The sequence below is a fragment of the Syntrophomonas sp. UBA5494 genome (assembly GCF_002426325.1).
On sequence record NZ_DIPG01000071.1, the window covers coordinates 40,106 to 56,156 of the forward strand.

The 16,051-nt window shown below is 55.5% G+C and carries 13 protein-coding genes; 5 read left to right on the plus strand and 8 right to left on the minus strand.

All coding sequences use genetic code 11. The annotated features are described in order from the left end of the window. Nucleotides 1–94: 94 nt before the first annotated feature. Genes pilM through B3W37_RS08320 form a run of 4 tightly spaced genes read left to right on the plus strand, consistent with a single transcriptional unit; the run spans nt 95 to nt 4,569 of the window. Nucleotides 95–1,099 (plus strand): type IV pilus assembly protein PilM, encoded by a 1,005-nt coding sequence (gene pilM / locus B3W37_RS08305; protein ID WP_483175338.1) that lies wholly within the window; start codon nt 95–97, stop codon nt 1,097–1,099. Beyond that, a complete protein-coding gene (locus B3W37_RS08310; protein ID WP_483175339.1) occupies nt 1,099–1,650 on the plus strand; it encodes a hypothetical protein in 552 nt (183 codons plus the stop codon). Before pilM ends, B3W37_RS08310 begins: the two co-directional genes overlap by 1 nt. Further along, on the plus strand, nt 1,647–2,414 hold the full coding sequence (gene pilO, locus B3W37_RS08315; protein ID WP_483175340.1) for a type 4a pilus biogenesis protein PilO: 768 nt from the start codon (nt 1,647–1,649) through the stop codon (nt 2,412–2,414). Before B3W37_RS08310 ends, pilO begins: the two co-directional genes overlap by 4 nt. Nucleotides 2,415–2,454: 40 nt before the next feature. Beyond that, nucleotides 2,455–4,569 carry an MORN repeat-containing protein gene (locus B3W37_RS08320; protein ID WP_483175373.1) on the plus strand — a complete coding sequence of 705 codons (2,115 nt, stop codon included), beginning with the start codon at nt 2,455–2,457 and terminating at the stop codon, nt 4,567–4,569. A 120-nt stretch (nt 4,570–4,689) separates the two neighbouring features. Here the strand turns inward: B3W37_RS08320 and B3W37_RS08325 are convergent, their stop codons facing one another. From B3W37_RS08325 to B3W37_RS08345, 5 genes are read right to left on the minus strand one after another with little or no spacing between them, the layout of a single operon-like run. Further along, complete coding sequence (locus tag B3W37_RS08325) at nt 4,690–5,763, minus strand: type IV pilus twitching motility protein PilT (RefSeq protein ID WP_483175341.1); 1,074 nt, start codon at nt 5,761–5,763, stop codon at nt 4,690–4,692. Continuing rightward, entirely contained in the window at nt 5,714–6,577 is an 864-nt protein-coding gene (locus B3W37_RS08330; protein ID WP_483175342.1) for a prolipoprotein diacylglyceryl transferase, read from the minus strand. Before B3W37_RS08330 ends, B3W37_RS08325 begins: the two co-directional genes overlap by 50 nt. Before the next feature lie 33 nt (nt 6,578–6,610). Beyond that, nucleotides 6,611–8,287 carry a hypothetical protein gene (locus tag B3W37_RS08335; protein WP_483175343.1) on the minus strand — a complete coding sequence of 559 codons (1,677 nt, stop codon included), beginning with the start codon at nt 8,285–8,287 and terminating at the stop codon, nt 6,611–6,613. Between the two features lie 12 nt (nt 8,288–8,299). After that, on the minus strand, nt 8,300–9,211 hold the full coding sequence (locus B3W37_RS08340) for an Ig-like domain-containing protein (RefSeq protein ID WP_483175345.1): 912 nt from the start codon (nt 9,209–9,211) through the stop codon (nt 8,300–8,302). Between the two features lie 22 nt (nt 9,212–9,233). Further along, the gene (locus B3W37_RS08345) at nt 9,234–10,838 is read right to left on the minus strand and encodes a carboxypeptidase-like regulatory domain-containing protein (RefSeq protein WP_483175346.1); all 1,605 of its coding nucleotides are present in this window, start codon (nt 10,836–10,838) and stop codon (nt 9,234–9,236) included. A 620-nt stretch (nt 10,839–11,458) separates the two neighbouring features. Between B3W37_RS08345 and B3W37_RS08350 the strand changes: the two genes are divergently transcribed. Next, nucleotides 11,459–11,803: a DUF192 domain-containing protein gene (locus B3W37_RS08350; RefSeq protein ID WP_483175347.1), complete on the plus strand. Its 345-nt coding sequence runs from the start codon at nt 11,459–11,461 to the stop codon at nt 11,801–11,803. 179 nt (nt 11,804–11,982) lie between these two features. Here the strand turns inward: B3W37_RS08350 and B3W37_RS08355 are convergent, their stop codons facing one another. From B3W37_RS08355 to B3W37_RS08365, 3 genes are all read right to left on the minus strand, one after another. Next, on the minus strand, nt 11,983–13,020 hold the full coding sequence (locus tag B3W37_RS08355; RefSeq protein ID WP_483175348.1) for a glycosyltransferase: 1,038 nt from the start codon (nt 13,018–13,020) through the stop codon (nt 11,983–11,985). After that, complete coding sequence (locus B3W37_RS08360) at nt 13,013–13,717, minus strand: PIG-L deacetylase family protein (protein WP_483175349.1); 705 nt, start codon at nt 13,715–13,717, stop codon at nt 13,013–13,015. The genes B3W37_RS08355 and B3W37_RS08360 overlap by 8 nt, the downstream gene beginning before the upstream one ends. A gap of 345 nt (nt 13,718–14,062) precedes the next feature. Beyond that, nucleotides 14,063–16,051: beta-propeller domain-containing protein (locus tag B3W37_RS08365; protein WP_483175350.1), on the minus strand; the 1,989-nt coding region annotated here is incomplete at its 5' end.

The following is a 16,051-nucleotide window of genomic DNA, read 5'->3' on the forward strand; positions in this document are numbered from 1 at the left end:
TGGCCTTTAATTACGGGGCCCAATGGACTGCTTGGTATCTGTCATTATTTAATTGAAAAGCTAAGCTAGACTTTCCAGAAAGGGAGGGACTGCCTTGCTCAGGGAAAAAACACAACTGGGCCTGGATATAGGTGAGAAAAGAATCAAGCTGGTGATGTTGAAAAAGGAAGGCAATATGTACCGGGTAACGGGCTACGCCAGTATGGAGACCCCCCCCGGCACTGTTGACGGCGGCTTTGTCAGCGACCCGGTCCGCCTGGGCCAGGCCCTGCGCGGCCTGGTGCAGAGCTCCGGGGTCAATCCCCATGCACCTCTGGCATCCGCCGTGTCCGGCCAGCAGGTTTACACCCGCCTGCTCTCCCTGCCGCGCATGAGAGTGGAGGAACTGCGCAAGGCGGCCTTGTTTCAGGCCGCCGGGTTCCTGCCTTTGAGCATAGACGATGTCACCGCCGACATCTACCCGGTGAGGGAATACAGCGATGCCGAGGGAACCAAGACCGAGGTGTTGTTTGTGGCTACCCGCACCAGTCAGGTGGAGAATCTCTTACAGGCCTGCCGCCAGGCCGGATTAAAGCTGCAGTGGGTGGAGATAGAGGCCCTGGGACTGGCCCGGGTGTTCTACCCCCAGCTCACCGGCGGCGGACCCGATGTCCGGGCGGTGGTCAACATCGGCGCCAACCGGGCCTATATCGCCTTTTATAAGAAGGGCATGCTGGTACTGTTGCGCTCCATCAGTTTCGGCAGCCGGGTGTTTTATGACCCCCAGACCGGGGACGGCAGCCCTGAAGCCCTGCCCGGGTTGGCCGCGGACAGTGAAGGCTTCCCGGAATTGATGAGCGAATTTGTGGCGGAGATGAGCCGCTCTTTAAGCTATGCCCAGATCCAGCTCAAGGAACCGGTGAATACACTGTTTCTCACCGGGGGCGGGTCCCGGGTAGCCGGCATGGCGGACTATCTGGCCCAGGCCCTGCAGGTGGAGTGCCGTTTGGGAGAACTGGGGGCTTACCTGGTCTTGCCCCCGGAGACGAGCCCGGCTGCCCGGGAACTGCGCCATGACTTCCCGGTGGCTTTGGGACTGGCTTTGAGGGGGTGGTTTTGATGAATTCGGATTATACGCCTAAGATTAACCTGCTGGATTACAAGAACTCGGAGGAGCGGGAGCGCAAAAACCGGCTCCGGGAAACCCTGCTCTATACCCTGGTTTTGCTTCTGGTGGCGGCTGCCGCCGCAGGGGTGGGCTATTATCAGTACAACCGCCTGGCGGTCTTGACCGCTCAGAATCAGGAACTGACACTTGAGCGCCAGCAGCTGGCGGCACAGGCCATCCCTGAAGGGCGGGTCTATGTGGGGGGGATGGAGCGCCAGAAAACCCTGGACCAGCTCCTGGAGAAGCGCATCTCCTATATCGAACCCTTGAAAAACGTGTACTGGCAGGCGGAACCCGGCATCTATCTCAACAGAGTTGAGGCTGAACAGGATAAGCTCACTATCAACGGGTATGTGCAAGGCCAGGAGGGCATGATCGAATTCGGCCAGCGCATGCTTCAGGCCCCGGGGGTGAAAGGGGTAAAAAGCGTGGATTCCCGCCTCAACGAGAAATGCGGCGAAGTGACCTTTAACCTGGTCTTGGATTGGGAGGTGAAGCCATGACATTGTCAAGCCGGGAGAGAATACTGGTCCTGATAGGTTTATGTGTGCTGCTGCTGGGGGCCTTCGCCTGGTTCTGGTATCTGCCTCATAGCCGCAACATCGCCAGCCTGGAAGAACTCAACCACAGCCTGCAAGGGGAGATAGAAAAACTCCAGGCGGTGCCGGTGAGCGCCGCCCCGGACCCGGCCGCCGCCGAGGCGGCGGTGGAACAGATGGAAGCCAGTTTTCCCCTTCAGCCGGATCAGGTGACGGTGATGGATATACTCAATAAAGCCGCCAAAGGCACTGATTTGGTGTTGAAGGCCATGAGCAATGACGGCAACAGCGCGGCGGAGCATACCGGCCGGCTGGTTTTCGATGTCCGGACCCAAGGCGGTTTTCACGATACCATGGATTTTTTGACCAGGTTGGAAGAGGAAGCCCGCATCAGCGCGGTGGATAATATAGTGCTGACCGCAGTGAAGAGAAAGGCGGAGTCCTCGGGGGCGACGGTGACGGTTACGGAAAGCGGCTCTGCCGGTGGTACCGGCAGTACTCCGGTCTATTTCCTGCAGCCCCTGCTGGCCCCTGCCGCCAAGAGCCTGCCCGCCCAGCCCGAGAGTACTGAAAAGGCGGCTGCTGCCCCCGCCGATACGGAAAAACGCCAGGCCCTGAATCTGGTGCCCGGCCAGGTGGAGACCCAGATGCAGGTGACTTTCTATTATTACAATGAAAAATCTGATGCGGCTGAAAAGAATAAGACCCAGAAGAGTACCGCCAAATAACCGCGGGCTGAATAGGGAAGGGAGGGATCTGGCATTGAAAATGATAAGGCGACATATCACTACCGGCCTGCTGGTCCTGGTGTTCGTTCTGACCGCCTGCGTCCCGGCAGCCCGGGGCGAGGCTTTTATCCCCTACGGGGAACCGGATCGGCTGGCTTTTGACCGGGGTGACCGGGATCAGGCCGCGGTCAAGGCTAAAGACGGCAGCTTCTTTCTGCTCAGCCCGGTGGAAGGCAATGTCTCCGGGGACTATCGCCTCAAAGTGATGAAAGTGGACAAAAGCGGCAAAATCCTGTGGAGGAAAGCGCTTCCCGCCAAAAGCGGCCAGATAGTGGGACTGTTTCATCCCACCGGTGATGGCGGGCTTTTACTGAGCCTGCAGGGGGACCGCTCCGGACCGGCGGAAAAGGCCCGTTTGATGAAGCTGGACAGCAAGGGAGCCTCCGCCTGGGAACGGGAGTTTCCCGGTGAGGCGGTGAACGCGGTCAATGAGTGCAATGACAAAGGCTATATTTTAGTGGGGCATGAACTCAAAGCCCGGGGCCAGGCTATAAAAGTCCTCAAGATCGATCAGAATGGCAAGAGCGGCGGCCGGGACGTGCACGGCTTTGAGAAGAGCTTCGCCGAGGCTGATTCCCAGGGGGCCGCTTATGTATGCCAGGTGCTGGATGAAGATGATTATAACGACGGCTACATAGTAGCCGGATATACCCGGGAAGGCTCGGTAAGCCGGGCTTATCTCCTGCGCCTGGACCCCTACGGGGAGAAAAAATGGGCCAAAGAATACAAAGGGTCCGGCAATGCCGAACTCACCTTCGTCATGCCCATCCTGGGCGACGATGATGAAATAGACGGCTTTGCGGCGGTAGGCCGGAATAATTACCCCGGCAAGAACAGCCAGATCTATCTCTTGCATACTGACTCCTTCGGCAATAAGTCCATCTGGCCGGACCGGGAGACCGCCGATTCCGGCCTGGGGGAGATGAGTTTCGGTTCTGAGGGCCATGATCTCATGGGCCTGGCTTTGTACCAGGTCCCCGACGAGTTCAAAGATGAGCGCAAGAGGAACGGTAAGGATATCGAGGGGATGGGGGGCTACATGCTGGTAGGGCTGGGCCTGAATCCCCAAGGGGAACATTATCTGCGCCTCTTGCGCCTCAGCGAATTTGGCCGGGTCAAGCTGGAAGACGATGTGGTTATCAAAGGCCAATCCCTTTTGCCGGGGCGTTCCGGACAGGATAAGGATTATGTGGAACTGCTCCACGGCTTGACGGTAAGCGAAACCGGGAATGGAGAGCGCCTGGAATACGCCACCCTGAAGCTCTACCTCAAAGGAGACCAGGATGATGACAAGACCAGGCCAGCTGCAAATGAGAGCAATTTCGAAGCCATGATATGGATAGTGGACAGCATCCTGATGGCGGATGGGCAGGATTACATCACCGACCTGGAGGAATTGCTGGCTACCACCCCCTTTCCTCCTGTCAGCCCGGGGGTTTACAGTTCCGCCAAAGGAAGCATCGTCTGGCCCGACACCAGCGCCTATTTGGGAGAGCTGCGCTTCGGCAAGGCGGATGGCAGCGGATCCCTGGTGTTTCCCGACGGCACCCGCTACAACGGGGCCTGGCGCAACAACATGTTCTGGGGCCAGGGCGAACTGATCTTCCCCAGCGGGGAATGCTATCAGGGCTCCTTCGAGGAGCATATGATGCAGGGTCAGGGCACCTACACCTGGCCCGGCGGAGAGGCGTACAGCGGACAGTTTATGAACGGCAAGCGGGACGGACAGGGGACTTTCACCTGGCCGGGAGGTATCGGTTATCAGGGGCAGTTTGTCAAAGACAAACCGGAAGGCAGCGGCTGCATCACCTGGCCTAACGGGGAATCCTATGTGGGGTCAATGAAAGGCGGCAATGCCACCGGCTGGGGGACTTACTGCTTCCCCTCCGGGGACTACTATGAAGGCGAGTTCAATAACCTGGTGTTCAGCGGCCTGGGACGCTTCTACTGGAGCAATGGCAGTGTTTATGTGGGTGAATTCAAGAACGACTGCCTCAACGGCGAGGGGGTTTTCGCCTGGCCCAACGGGGTGCAGCAGCGGGGCTATTGGAAAGACAACCGCTACATGGGGACCAATCCCAACTCTATGGATTAAGGTGAACATCCGGATTAAAGCGCATCCATATTATTAAACAAAAACAGCAAGGGGCTGTCCTCTAAGTCCATTTTGGACCAAGGGAACAGCCCCTTTGTTTCATGGTTTAATGGCCGCCCATCATTTGGACTGGGTCCGGGTCTTTCTGATGACATGGGCGGTGGGGGTCAGCTTGGGACTGCCGCTGAGCAGATTGTCGTCTATCCGGCCCTGCTGGAGGAGCTCCTGCATGGCCTGGTTCATGGTGCGCATGCCGTAGCTCTTGCTGGTCTGCATGCTATTGTGGATCTGGTGCACCTTGCCGTCCCGGACCATATTCCGTATGGCGGCATTGCAGACCATGATCTCCATGGCCATTATCATAGGCTGCCCCTCCTGGCGGTTGGGGAGGAGGCGCTGGGACAATACCCCGATCAGGCTGTTGGCCAGCTGCACCCGGATCTGATGCTGCTGGGAGGGCGGGAACACATCAATGACCCGCTCTATGGTCTGGGGGGCGTTGATGGTATGCAATGTGGCTATAACCAGATGCCCGGTTTCGGCAGCGGTGATGGCGGTGCTGATGGTCTCCAGGTCCCGCATCTCCCCGATCATGATCACATCGGGGTCCTGGCGCAGGCAAGAGCGCAGGGCGTTGGGAAAGGATAGGCTGTCCCGGCCGATCTCCCGCTGGGTGATCATGCTGAGGCGGTTGGTATGCACGAATTCGATGGGATCTTCCAGGGTGACGATATGGCAGGCCCGTTCATGATTGATCAGGTCTATCATGGCCGCCAGAGTGGTGGATTTGCCGTTGCCGGTGGGACCGGTGACCAGAATCAGGCCGCTGCTGTAGCGGGCGAAAGAAGCCACTATGTCCGGCAGTCCCAGCCCTTCGATGGTGGGGGTCTCATGGCTGATGATGCGGAAGGACAGGGCGGTGTTATCCTGATGACGGTAGATATTAAGGCGGAAATAGGAGAGATCCTCAATTTGATATGAAGCGTCTATCTCCCCGGTTTTCTCGTAATTGCTGTAGCGATCCGGACCCAGGATGTAGCGGGCAAAGGCCACAGTGTCCTGGGGCTGGAAAACGGTGTCACTGAGTTTGCTCAAACGGGTATTCAACCGTATCAGGGGCGGGGAATAGGCCGCCAGGTGCAGATCAGAGGCCCCTCTCTTCACAGCTTCCCTCAGCAATTGATCGATATGCATTTTGTTTCCTCCTCAATATTATTACGGCCAGGCCCCCGGCCAGCAGGGTGCAGCCCAGATAAAGCAAGGGTATTGTCATGGTATCCTGCATATTGGGGTTGGCCCTGATGTAATGGGTTCCCAGGCGGGACCCGGAAAACAGGGCGGCGAATCCCAGAAATACCAGGCCCGGGGGCAGCTTTTTCTTTAATAAGACCAGGCTCAGAGCGAAGCCCAGCAATCCTATCAGGCTCTCATAAACCTGCACCGGGGCCAGTTTCAATAAAGGGGTCACCACCATCAGCTCCCCGCCGGGGGTGGCGCTTATAGTACGAAAGTATTGGTATGGCAGGCTGTCCGCCGGGTATATCAGCCCCCAGGGCAGGGAAGTGGGTTGGCCAAAACAGCAGCCGGTGAAGAGACAGCCGATTTTATTAAAAAATATCCCCAGAGCCCATCCCGGGGTTATGAGGTCAAACAGCCTCCCGGCTGAAAACCTGACCAGCCAGGCAAACAGCAGCAGGAAGGGTATGGCCAGGATGAAACCTCCGAACATGGTAAATCCAGAGGCGGACAGATTATACAGGGATATCCCGTTTTCCAGGTAGTAGTCTTGATTCAGCAGGTAGTGAGCCACCCTTGATAAGACGATGACAACTATGCTCAATGATGTCAGGAACAATAATACGGTATGAGTCTTCAAGCCCTCCCGCCGCATCATGTAATAACCCAGTAATATTACCACCAGGGGGTTGATGATCAGGTGGAAGAGCGTGTAACTGCTCAGGTATAAGTGATGGCCGGCTACGGTCGTGTCCAACAATACTGGATGCAAAATTCTTTCCTCATAGTCTGTATAGATTCTCTACTAAGGATTGGTGGTAAGATGATCCGATGTCTCCCGCCACTGCATGGCCTGCCAGCCGGTGTTGGAGGGCTCGATGTAATGGGGCGGGCTGGTGTACAGCATGCGCGGATCATGGGAATAGTTCTTGGTATATCCGGTGTCTCCGGTGGTGCCCACGGTGCCTCGATATTTCTGGGATATACTGCCAAACAGGGTGATGCTGCCTTTATCATTTCCTACTTTCGGGGCTTCAAAGCCGTAGGAGATGTCCTTGGCATACAGGGCGGCATGAATAGTTATGTTGCTGCGGTTGGCCACATCGATACGGTTGCTGCTGCTGCTGCCGCCCCAGTTATAGTTTTCGCTTTCGTCTTGAGAGGACCAGTTGAAATGCAGTATCCTTATCCTGCCGGTGGCCACCAGGCCCAGCATGTCATCACCGGCCCCGGTCACATTGGTTCTCACCCAGGAGCCGCCGGAAAATTGCTGACTAAAACCGGTGTTGGTGTAGGTCAGACCGTCGGTGTAGTTGCCGGAAGCCCAGCGGTTGGGATGACGCCAGTCCACCGGGTCGTAGCGAGTGATAAAGATGTCATTGGCGGCGGCTATGGTCAGCTCCCCGTCCAGTTTTCCCGATACGAAAACATTGCCGTAGTCACGGGGGAATTTACTCTCATAGGTCTGCTCGCTATTTCCGGTCGAACCGTTCACATAGATGACCCCGTTCGAGGGGAGGGGCAGGGAAGGCACCGCGTTTCGTAAAGCTGCAAAGCTGTTATATCTGGTATTGGTGTCGGTCAGCCGGTAGGTGCCGATCTCGTCGCGACGATCGCTACTACTGCTGCTGGCGGTATAGCTGTAGGGACGGCCATTGTATTTCCAGGTATTGGCATCCCGGTCCCAGTAGCGGATGTCGTAAGTGCTGCCCTTGAGCATGATGCAGGCCCGGCCGTTGTAATAATCCCCGGCACCGCCGATACGGGCCTGAGCCATCAGCTTGTCATTACTGGGGGGAAACACCAGGGGGTCGGCCTGACTGCATCCCTGGCGGAAAACCGAGGTGCTGCTCATGCGTCCCGGTGGATCGACTCCTACCGAATAAGTTACGGGCCCGTAAAATACCGGATTGTAGCTGCCTATATAAAGGGTGCCGTTGGAATGGATGGGGCCGTAGAAGTACTCGCCATTCACCCAGTAGTTTATTTCACCGTTCTCATTGGCTTCGCTGTTGGTCACCATACCGTACTGGGTGAAGGTGCGCTTTAGTAATTCCACTTCGATGGTGCGCATCCGCTCTGGATTGTTTTCATCCCAGCCGGTGGAGCGGAGCATAGCCCGGTTGTTGACCCGGCTGCCGTTCTGCAGGGGGATTATGACCTGCACCCGGTAGCTGCCTTCTTCATCACCGTCTTTCTGGTAGGTCTCGCTTCCTGTCCCGCTGTCTGTTTTCGCGTACAGGGCCGTATTCAGGAAAAACAGGGAATCGTTGTTCAATTCCCACATGTATTTGTGCAGTCCCTTTTCGGCATTGTACAAGGCGGTATCGGAACCCGCCGCGGCCGCCAGCATTTGTTGGTTGTTGGCGGCCACCTCATAGGCGGCGGTGGCGAAAACCGTCAGGACCGCCATCAATATCAATACCATTACCAGGACCGCACCCTGTTGATTGTTAAGCCTGGATTTCATCTTGTTGCACATGGCTAAAACCTCCTAGCATCCGCCACTAGAGCGTACCTCTACAATGCATTGGGCGGTGTAGCCCCCATTGGCGGTAGTGACGCTTATGGTAGCTCCTCCCTGGTTAACAGCTCTGATCGTAGCGGTCAATCCGTTCCCGGTCACAGTGACCCGGCCGCTGTTGGAAGAACTCCAGGTAACATTTTTATTGGTAGCGTTGGCAGGAGCAATAGTTGCAGTAAGGGTGGTTTCCTCGCCTTCTCTCATTGAAACTGAGGTAGGGGTGAGGGATATTCTCCTAACCGCCACATCGGTGGAACCCTCACCGCCGCTTTCGCTGCCACTGCTGCCGGTGCCGCTCTGCTGGCTCCGGGAAAGAAAGGTGGATTCCACCAGAAATGGCTGGAAGCTGGGCTGACTATGAGTGGTGTCGCTGATCTGCATGGCTACCCGGATGAGGCGCCGGTCGGCGGTGCTGCCGGGATTGTTGTCACTGAAGTTCAGAGCCGTCACACTGGAGGCCACGGTTTCCCAACTCACCGGATTGCCGGTTCGGTTCAGCACCTGGGCTTCGCTGCCGCTGAAGGCCCCTCGCTGCAATTCATGGGAATCTTCCAGGAAACGATACTCGATCCGTTCCCAGGCCTCGCTGTTGGGACGGTAAATGATCAATTGCTCGTCCTCGATTTCAACCGCCCGGGTCCCGCCCTCGGGTTTATCGGCAGCCCTTATTTCATTGCCCAGGCGGGCAAACAAGAGATTGCCGTCCATCAAGGCCGGGCTCATGGCCTGATTGTACTGCCAATCCCGGTTGGTGAGAAACAGGGCCTGAATGGGGATGGCCAATACAATCCCTACCAGGGCCACCACCAGGAGCAGCTCCACCAGGGTGAAGCCCCGTTTATCAGTTATGACAGCCTTTAAAGGCTGCAAGCACTTTTGCATAGCTTGACCAACTCCTTATCAATCAAGGACTCCCGGCAAACACTGACAGGGTCAGGGTTTGGCCCGGTGCGGCAAAGGTTATATTGGGATTGACATAAGCGGCCTGAATAAACAAAGGCCCGAAACTGATCTCGTCAATAGCGGCGCTGGCATCGAAACGAAGTTTCATGCTGTCGGTGCTCAGGTCGTCAGAATCCAGCCAGAGCCTGTCATCGTCATTATCATCTGCCACCGCCTCCAGGGCCTGAGCCAGAGTGCCAACGGTTTCCCATCCCTCATCGGTTTGGATCAAGTCGGAAAGGGGCGACACCTCACGGCTCTTATAGATCAACTTATAGCTGTCGTCTTCATAGCCCGGCTCAATATTGAAATCCTCCGCCCCTAAAAATATTTGCCGGACTCCTTCTTCAGACTTAATCTGAAAGCCGCTGCCGGGAAGGAAGCGGTTCAGGTTCTCGATGTCGAGCCCCAGCCGGTTGTAAGCGGGACTGCCGGGGGCGGAAAGCGCCTTCCACTTCAGGTTGGCAGCGTCGAAAGTCCACAGGTTGTAAATATTCTCGGCCGGGTCGTCTTCTTCCCAGCGCACAAAACTATTCAGGTCGGATTCGGTGAAGACATTTTCGTATATTTTCAAACTGGTTTCCAGGGAGTAAGATCCTGATATGTTGCCCTCTTCTCCCACCGGCCACAGGTTGTCGAACCTGACCTGAGTGGCTTCAGAACTGAGAACAGCCTCCAGGGGCTCCCCGCTGGGCAGGAGATTGCCCCCGGTGAGTATGGCCTTCCCTCCGAAATGCGGTTCGTTGAGGGACAGGATTATGGAGGCCGGTTCTTCCATCTGCAACACCACTGTTTGGGTGCTGTAGCGGTTGATATCCTGGTCTTTGCCGTCAGGGTATTCAGGATGCAGGATCATGCCCGCTTTGGAGGCGGTGATGTGATAAGACTGGATGTCACCGCTTCCGGAAGGATTCAGCTCGATCAAAGCCCGGCCTTTGCTGTCGGTCATACTGCTGAAGCTGGCCCCGTTGGATTCAGCGGTGACTGTCACCAGGGCGCCTTCCACCGGAGGCGCTACCGAGGGTTCTTCCCGCCAGGCCCGCTCCACCTGCACCAGAACGCCGGCAATGGGATCAGCGGCCCCTTCCCGGGCCCGGTAGGTTTTGAAATCGCTGCGTTCGGTCACCAGTCCGGTGAATATGCTGGGGGCGGAAACACTCACCTGAAGATACTTGTAGTCAAATGGAATAGGGTCGTCAGGGGCTTCTTTATCATCGGCGTCATCCACCCAGCCGATGGAGGTGGTGACGGTGTAGACCCGCAAGGGGCTGTCCTCCTCAACCTCGTTAAGATAGCGATCCAGGTAGCGATAGTGTACCCCCGGAACCAGAGGCCCGTAGGGGTCGTTATAGTTCTGGGGGGTTACCTGAGAGGAGATGGTCTCGATCTCATCCCGGGCCAGCTGGGTGGCCACCAGTTGGTCGCGGTTCTGGTACATGATGCGGTTGGCCATGGTCAAAAGGGGCAGGATCCCTACCAGGATCAGGCCCAGAATCAACAGCGAAATCAGGATTTCCACCAGGGTGAAGCCCTTCTGATCGCGTTTGGGAGCGTATTTTGAGATCATGTTTTCTTCTCTCCCCTTAATCTCTCTAGAAATGCCCGCCGTTTACACTGAGAATCACAATCCATCGTAAACCGGTCAAATATCTGTTCGTTCAACCATGGGAAGGGGTGCTTCGCCAGAGCTGATGCCAACTGCCCCAACAATAAGGCAAACCACTCGGGTAAACAAGCCCGGCCTCGATTATGCTGCCGGCCCCGGCTTTTCCAGCCAGCCGGTTTATAATTACCTTCCTCTCAAGGGTCAGGAGCGACTAAAGTCGCAGCTTAAATATAGGAATATATACATCCATTATAATGGAAAATACTAGAATATTAAATATGTGAATGACAAAAATCACCTATTAACTACAGCTTTAGGTAGATTTCTACGAAGATATTATAAATATTGAAGCCGCCGCAGCCTACTGCCCCAGAGTTTTTACCGGCTGTATGGCAAAGGGCTAATTGGTCCGTACCCGAAGATGGTCGTTATCCCCAGGCGTTATGGGACATAAGACTGATGGGTGCGGGTTAGATATCGAATCACTTCGGGATAAAAGTATTTTACGATTTCTGAAAAAGTAAAAAATTATGCAAGTCTTTTCCTCATGATAGAGAAGGTACTTGGGGAGGATATTCTTCATGCTGAATCAGGAAACCAATCAGTTTTTGTGCCGGCACACCATACAGGCCAACACCTTCTGGAAACGGCTGTGGGGCCTTTTGCCCTATAAATCCCTGCCGCCCGGGGAGGGCATGCTGATAAACCCCTGCAAGAGCGTGCATACTTTTTTCATGGGTTTTCCCATCGATGTCATATATCTCAATCGCGAAATGCAGGTGGTGTCTCTGTATGAAAAAGTGCCCAAAGGAAAAACCCTGCCCTATAATAAAAACGCTTACTCTGTCCTGGAACTGCCGGCTGGAACCATTCATGCTACCGGTACAGAGGTGGGGCATCAGCTCAGGGCCCCTGGCGGTTCATAATTATCCTGTGCGCTTATCAGGGGCTGAACTTCTATTGGCTCTATTTACGGCTGCAGCCATCCTTGGAAAGCATCGGTTCATGCCCGGCCAGATATTACCGCCTGCTTCAGTCCCCGCTCCTGCAGGTATGATTAAAACGGCGAACACAGCCCGGGACAGCGCCGGTTTGAGAATTTCCATCAGGACTTATCCAATGCTTTTTTATACAATTCTATATGCCGCTTGATCTCAACGGCGGAATCAAATTTGGCCGCGACCAGCTCGGCGGCGGCTTGGCCCATCTCTTGGCGGAGGGCGGGCCGGGTATGCAGGATTCGGGCTGCCCGGTAGAGATCCTCAGGAGTTTGAATATAAAACCCTTCTTGGCCATTTCGTATAATGCCCCGGTTCCCGGGCACATCCCTCAGAATCACCGGCACTCCTAAACTCATGGCTTCAAGAGCTGCCTGGGGCTGACCTTCCGCGTCCGAGCAGTTGATGACCACATGGCCCAGCCTATAAATTCCGCTGATCTCAGTGTGTGGGACCTCCCCTGTATAGATCACCCAGGGAAGGTTTCTGATGCGCCGCAATACCTGTTCCCCATAGGTTTTATCAATCACCGGTCCGATTATCAATAACCGCACCCGGCTGTCTTCCCGGGCCAGGGCTTCCAGGCCATCCAGGGCCAAATCCACATTTTTTACGGGGCGCAATCCGATGGGGAGCATAAACAGGGTGCTGCCGGCGGGGATGCCGAAATCTTGGGGTTTTCGGACTGGCGCAGCGGGCAGCCGGATGCCCTGGGGAATGACCGCCAGTTTTTCTTCCAGGCAGGGGTTCCGGCCCAAAAGGAGCTTTTTAAAATCATCATGGAAGACTATTATATATCTGGCGGCGGCCAACACCGGCTCAAGAGCTCCATCTTCCTCCATCTCCGGCTGATTGATGTCGGTTCCGGTTAAAGTGACAATCAGGGGATAATTCAGCACTTGGGGCTGAATGGCTAATAATCCCGCCAGGTAGAGGCCGTTAAAAGCATGAATGATGTCGAACTTGCCGCTGCCCAGGTGCTGATGAAGCTTTTCCCGGTAATGGGGGTCTTCCATTGATAAAAGCTCGGCGGTTAAGCCCTGCCGGTTCAGGCCGGTACAGATGCGCCGGGTGGTGAGGGTGTTGCCGCGCTGATGGATATGAAAAGGGGTGATCAAGAGGACGGCCGGGCTGATGCTATTCATAGGCAGGCTTATCCATAACCTTATGGGTCTTTATCAGCTGGAAGCACTCGCAGTACTCATAACGGCTATTCATCACGGCCCGGTAACGGTTGAGGCCGGTGATGGCTTCATCATAACGGAGCCCCTCTAATTGCGAGCGGTGTTCATTCAAGGCCGCTATTTTTTTGCCCATAAAGGCGGAGATATCCAGGCTCAGGCCGGGAGACAGAATCGGGGTCCATATTTCGTAACCCAGGGCGGTACCAACTGACCAGGGCTCACCGGGGCATTCCTGGAACCAAGGCCCGGAGGCCCGGCGCATCGCCTCCATCACCAGCTGATGGATGATGAGATGGTCGTAAACAGCGTCCTGGCTGTGGGGCAGGTAGACGCGGTGCGGCCTTTCCGCCCTTATCAGGCTGGTTAACTGGCGCAGATATTCGGGGCGGACCGCGAGATAGCCATCCGGCCAGCGCAGGAATTCGGTCTCTTTTACGCCCAGTACCTGGGCCGCGGCCCGGGCTTCCCTTTCCCGCAAAAGGCCCAGTTCACCTTTGCCGATATCTAAACTGCCGGATTCCCCGGAGGTCAGGTATACTATCTTGACCTGGTCTCCCTGTTCAACATGCCAGGCTATGCTGCCGCCGCAGCCCAGAATGTCATCATCAGGATGAGGCGCGAAAACAAGTATGCGTTTAGCTGTAATATCTTGAATCATAATCTTATTCTATAAAAAAATGCCGGCATTTTCCACCGGGTTGGAATTTATTATCAGGCTATGGGGGATTCCGGGCCGGTTAATTTATGGCTGGGACGGAATCCCGCCGCAGCTGATGAAAAGGCCAGGCCGGGCCGGGGGAGTGGTTTTAAGCATATTGGATAAAAATATATAAGTGCAGAGCGAGGGACGGAAGTAAGAGCAAGGCCTTCAATAGGTCCGCGATTGAGGCGTACAAATAGTGCGTTGATTGAAGGGACCTATGTAGCAACGCAGTTATTCCCTTTTGTCGAAGGTTTGGGGGCCATCGCCAGGGATGACCCCCATAAGGTATAAAGGAGGACTCTAATCCGTTATCAGCCGGTTCACTTCAGCCAGGGTGCCGTTTTGATTGGCTTTGATCATGTCTTCGGATAAGGTGTACAGATTGCCGCCGATAAAGACCACCCGCTGAATGTGGCGATCGCTTCCCCCCCAATAGTCCCCGGCTTTGAGGTAATCCTCTTGGTCCAGATGGGTGATCCGGCCCTGCTGGGTAAAGCCCTGGGGGGAGACATTGTAAACATAAGCCCCCTGGAAGGCAAAGGAGCCATAACCTGTGCTGCCTTCATAGACAGTTACCGGGAAGGCTAGAACATCCTGGTGCAGCATAAAGGCTTTATGGTTTTCGGCGGCCTCGGAGCGGGTTCCGGAGGTGCCGATCACCACCTTGCTGACCTCGATGGGATTATTGACATCAGCCACATCGAACAGGCTCAGTTTCAATCCCGTAGTCCGGGTAGCTTTGCCGGTATCTTCCACTTCACTGCCCAGCCCGATCAGGTAGTGATCCCCGTAAGGATGCAGATAATTGCTGAACCCCGGGATCTTTAGCTTGCCCAGGATCTTTGGGGCGGAGGGATTCATGTCTATGACAAACAGCGGGTCCACCTGCTTGAATGTAACCAGATAAGCCCGGGGGCCCATGAATCGAGCCGAGTATATTTTTTCTCCCGGAGCTATATCTTCGATGGCACTGATCTGCCGCATGCTTCCATTGAGGATATACACCGCGTTGCCGGCCCTGTCCGCGTTCCAGCCGTTGCGGGTGGTGGCGATGCGAAAATGGCCGTCATATTCGTCCATGGAGAACTGGTTCAATACCGTACCGGGAACCAGGCCGCGGCTGGCATAGCGCACCCCGTCACCCAGACCGAATTTGTATACCACCGTGCTCTCGCTGTCCTCCAGGTATCCTTGGCGGTAGTAGGCGGGGCGGTATAATGAAGCGGCAATGTAAAGATTGTTCTGGGAGCAATACACATTGCCGCTCGATCCCAGGAAGGTCTCCAGTGCGAATTGGCTCCCTGCCGGGTTTAATGTCACCTGGGCGATACTCACATAGGAACTCAACTGCATATCCGGGAAATAGCGGATCTGATCGTAAGTCTTGGTGTATTCCCGGCTGTTGATGGAATAGACCGGTTCAAAAGGCCGGTAGACATGTTCGCTGCTGATTATATAAATGCTCTCGCCGATTTTGCGTGATGAGGCGTAATTGCCCGGGGTGCCGTATTCATCGGCTTTCACCGGGCGGCTCTTGTCGCTGGTATCGAAAATAGTGACAAGGGTGCGGCTTTGAGATGGCGGATAAATGGATGGCATGAGCCTCTTGTTGGCGCTATCCATAGGCACGGGCTCAGGGTAATCACGGTAAAGCGGCGCATCTTGAATGAGAATCAGCCGGTTGTGGTGGATGTACATCTCCCGGGGACGCTGTGTCAGCGGAATCCGTCCTGCCACCTTCAGCTCGCTGCCGGGGTAGGCCTTCACAATGATGACCTCATGGTCTTTGATCTGATAGAGGTATTCACCGTCGGTTTTTACTATATCGGATTCATCCACTCCCTCAACCTGAACATTGGTGCCGGAGTAGCCGGTCAGGCTCCCCCCCGCATCGGGGCTGGCGGCGGGGGCTGCGGCTTGCTCCTCTGCCGTCGCCGCGGATTTCATCATATCATTCTGCAGCCCGAATCTGTAATTGCTCTGATTGTATTCATCTAATAACCGCTGCAGATTTTCGGCTGAATTGAGGCGGGGCAAATCAGATCCGGCAGCAGAGGCTTTTTGAATGATCTGAGCCTGTTCTTCAGGGGTTTGCCCCTGGGTAAAAACATGCACTGCGCGGCTGGGGGAATCCCAGACCACCTCGGCTGCAAAAAACTCGGATATGAAGCGCAAGGGCACCATGGTGCGGCCGTTCTTGAGCACGGCTGCGGTGTCCATGTAGCGGGGAGCCTCGCCCTCGGTCAGCATCTCATTGCTATTGATGGTGAGAGTGACCTGGCGGGCCGG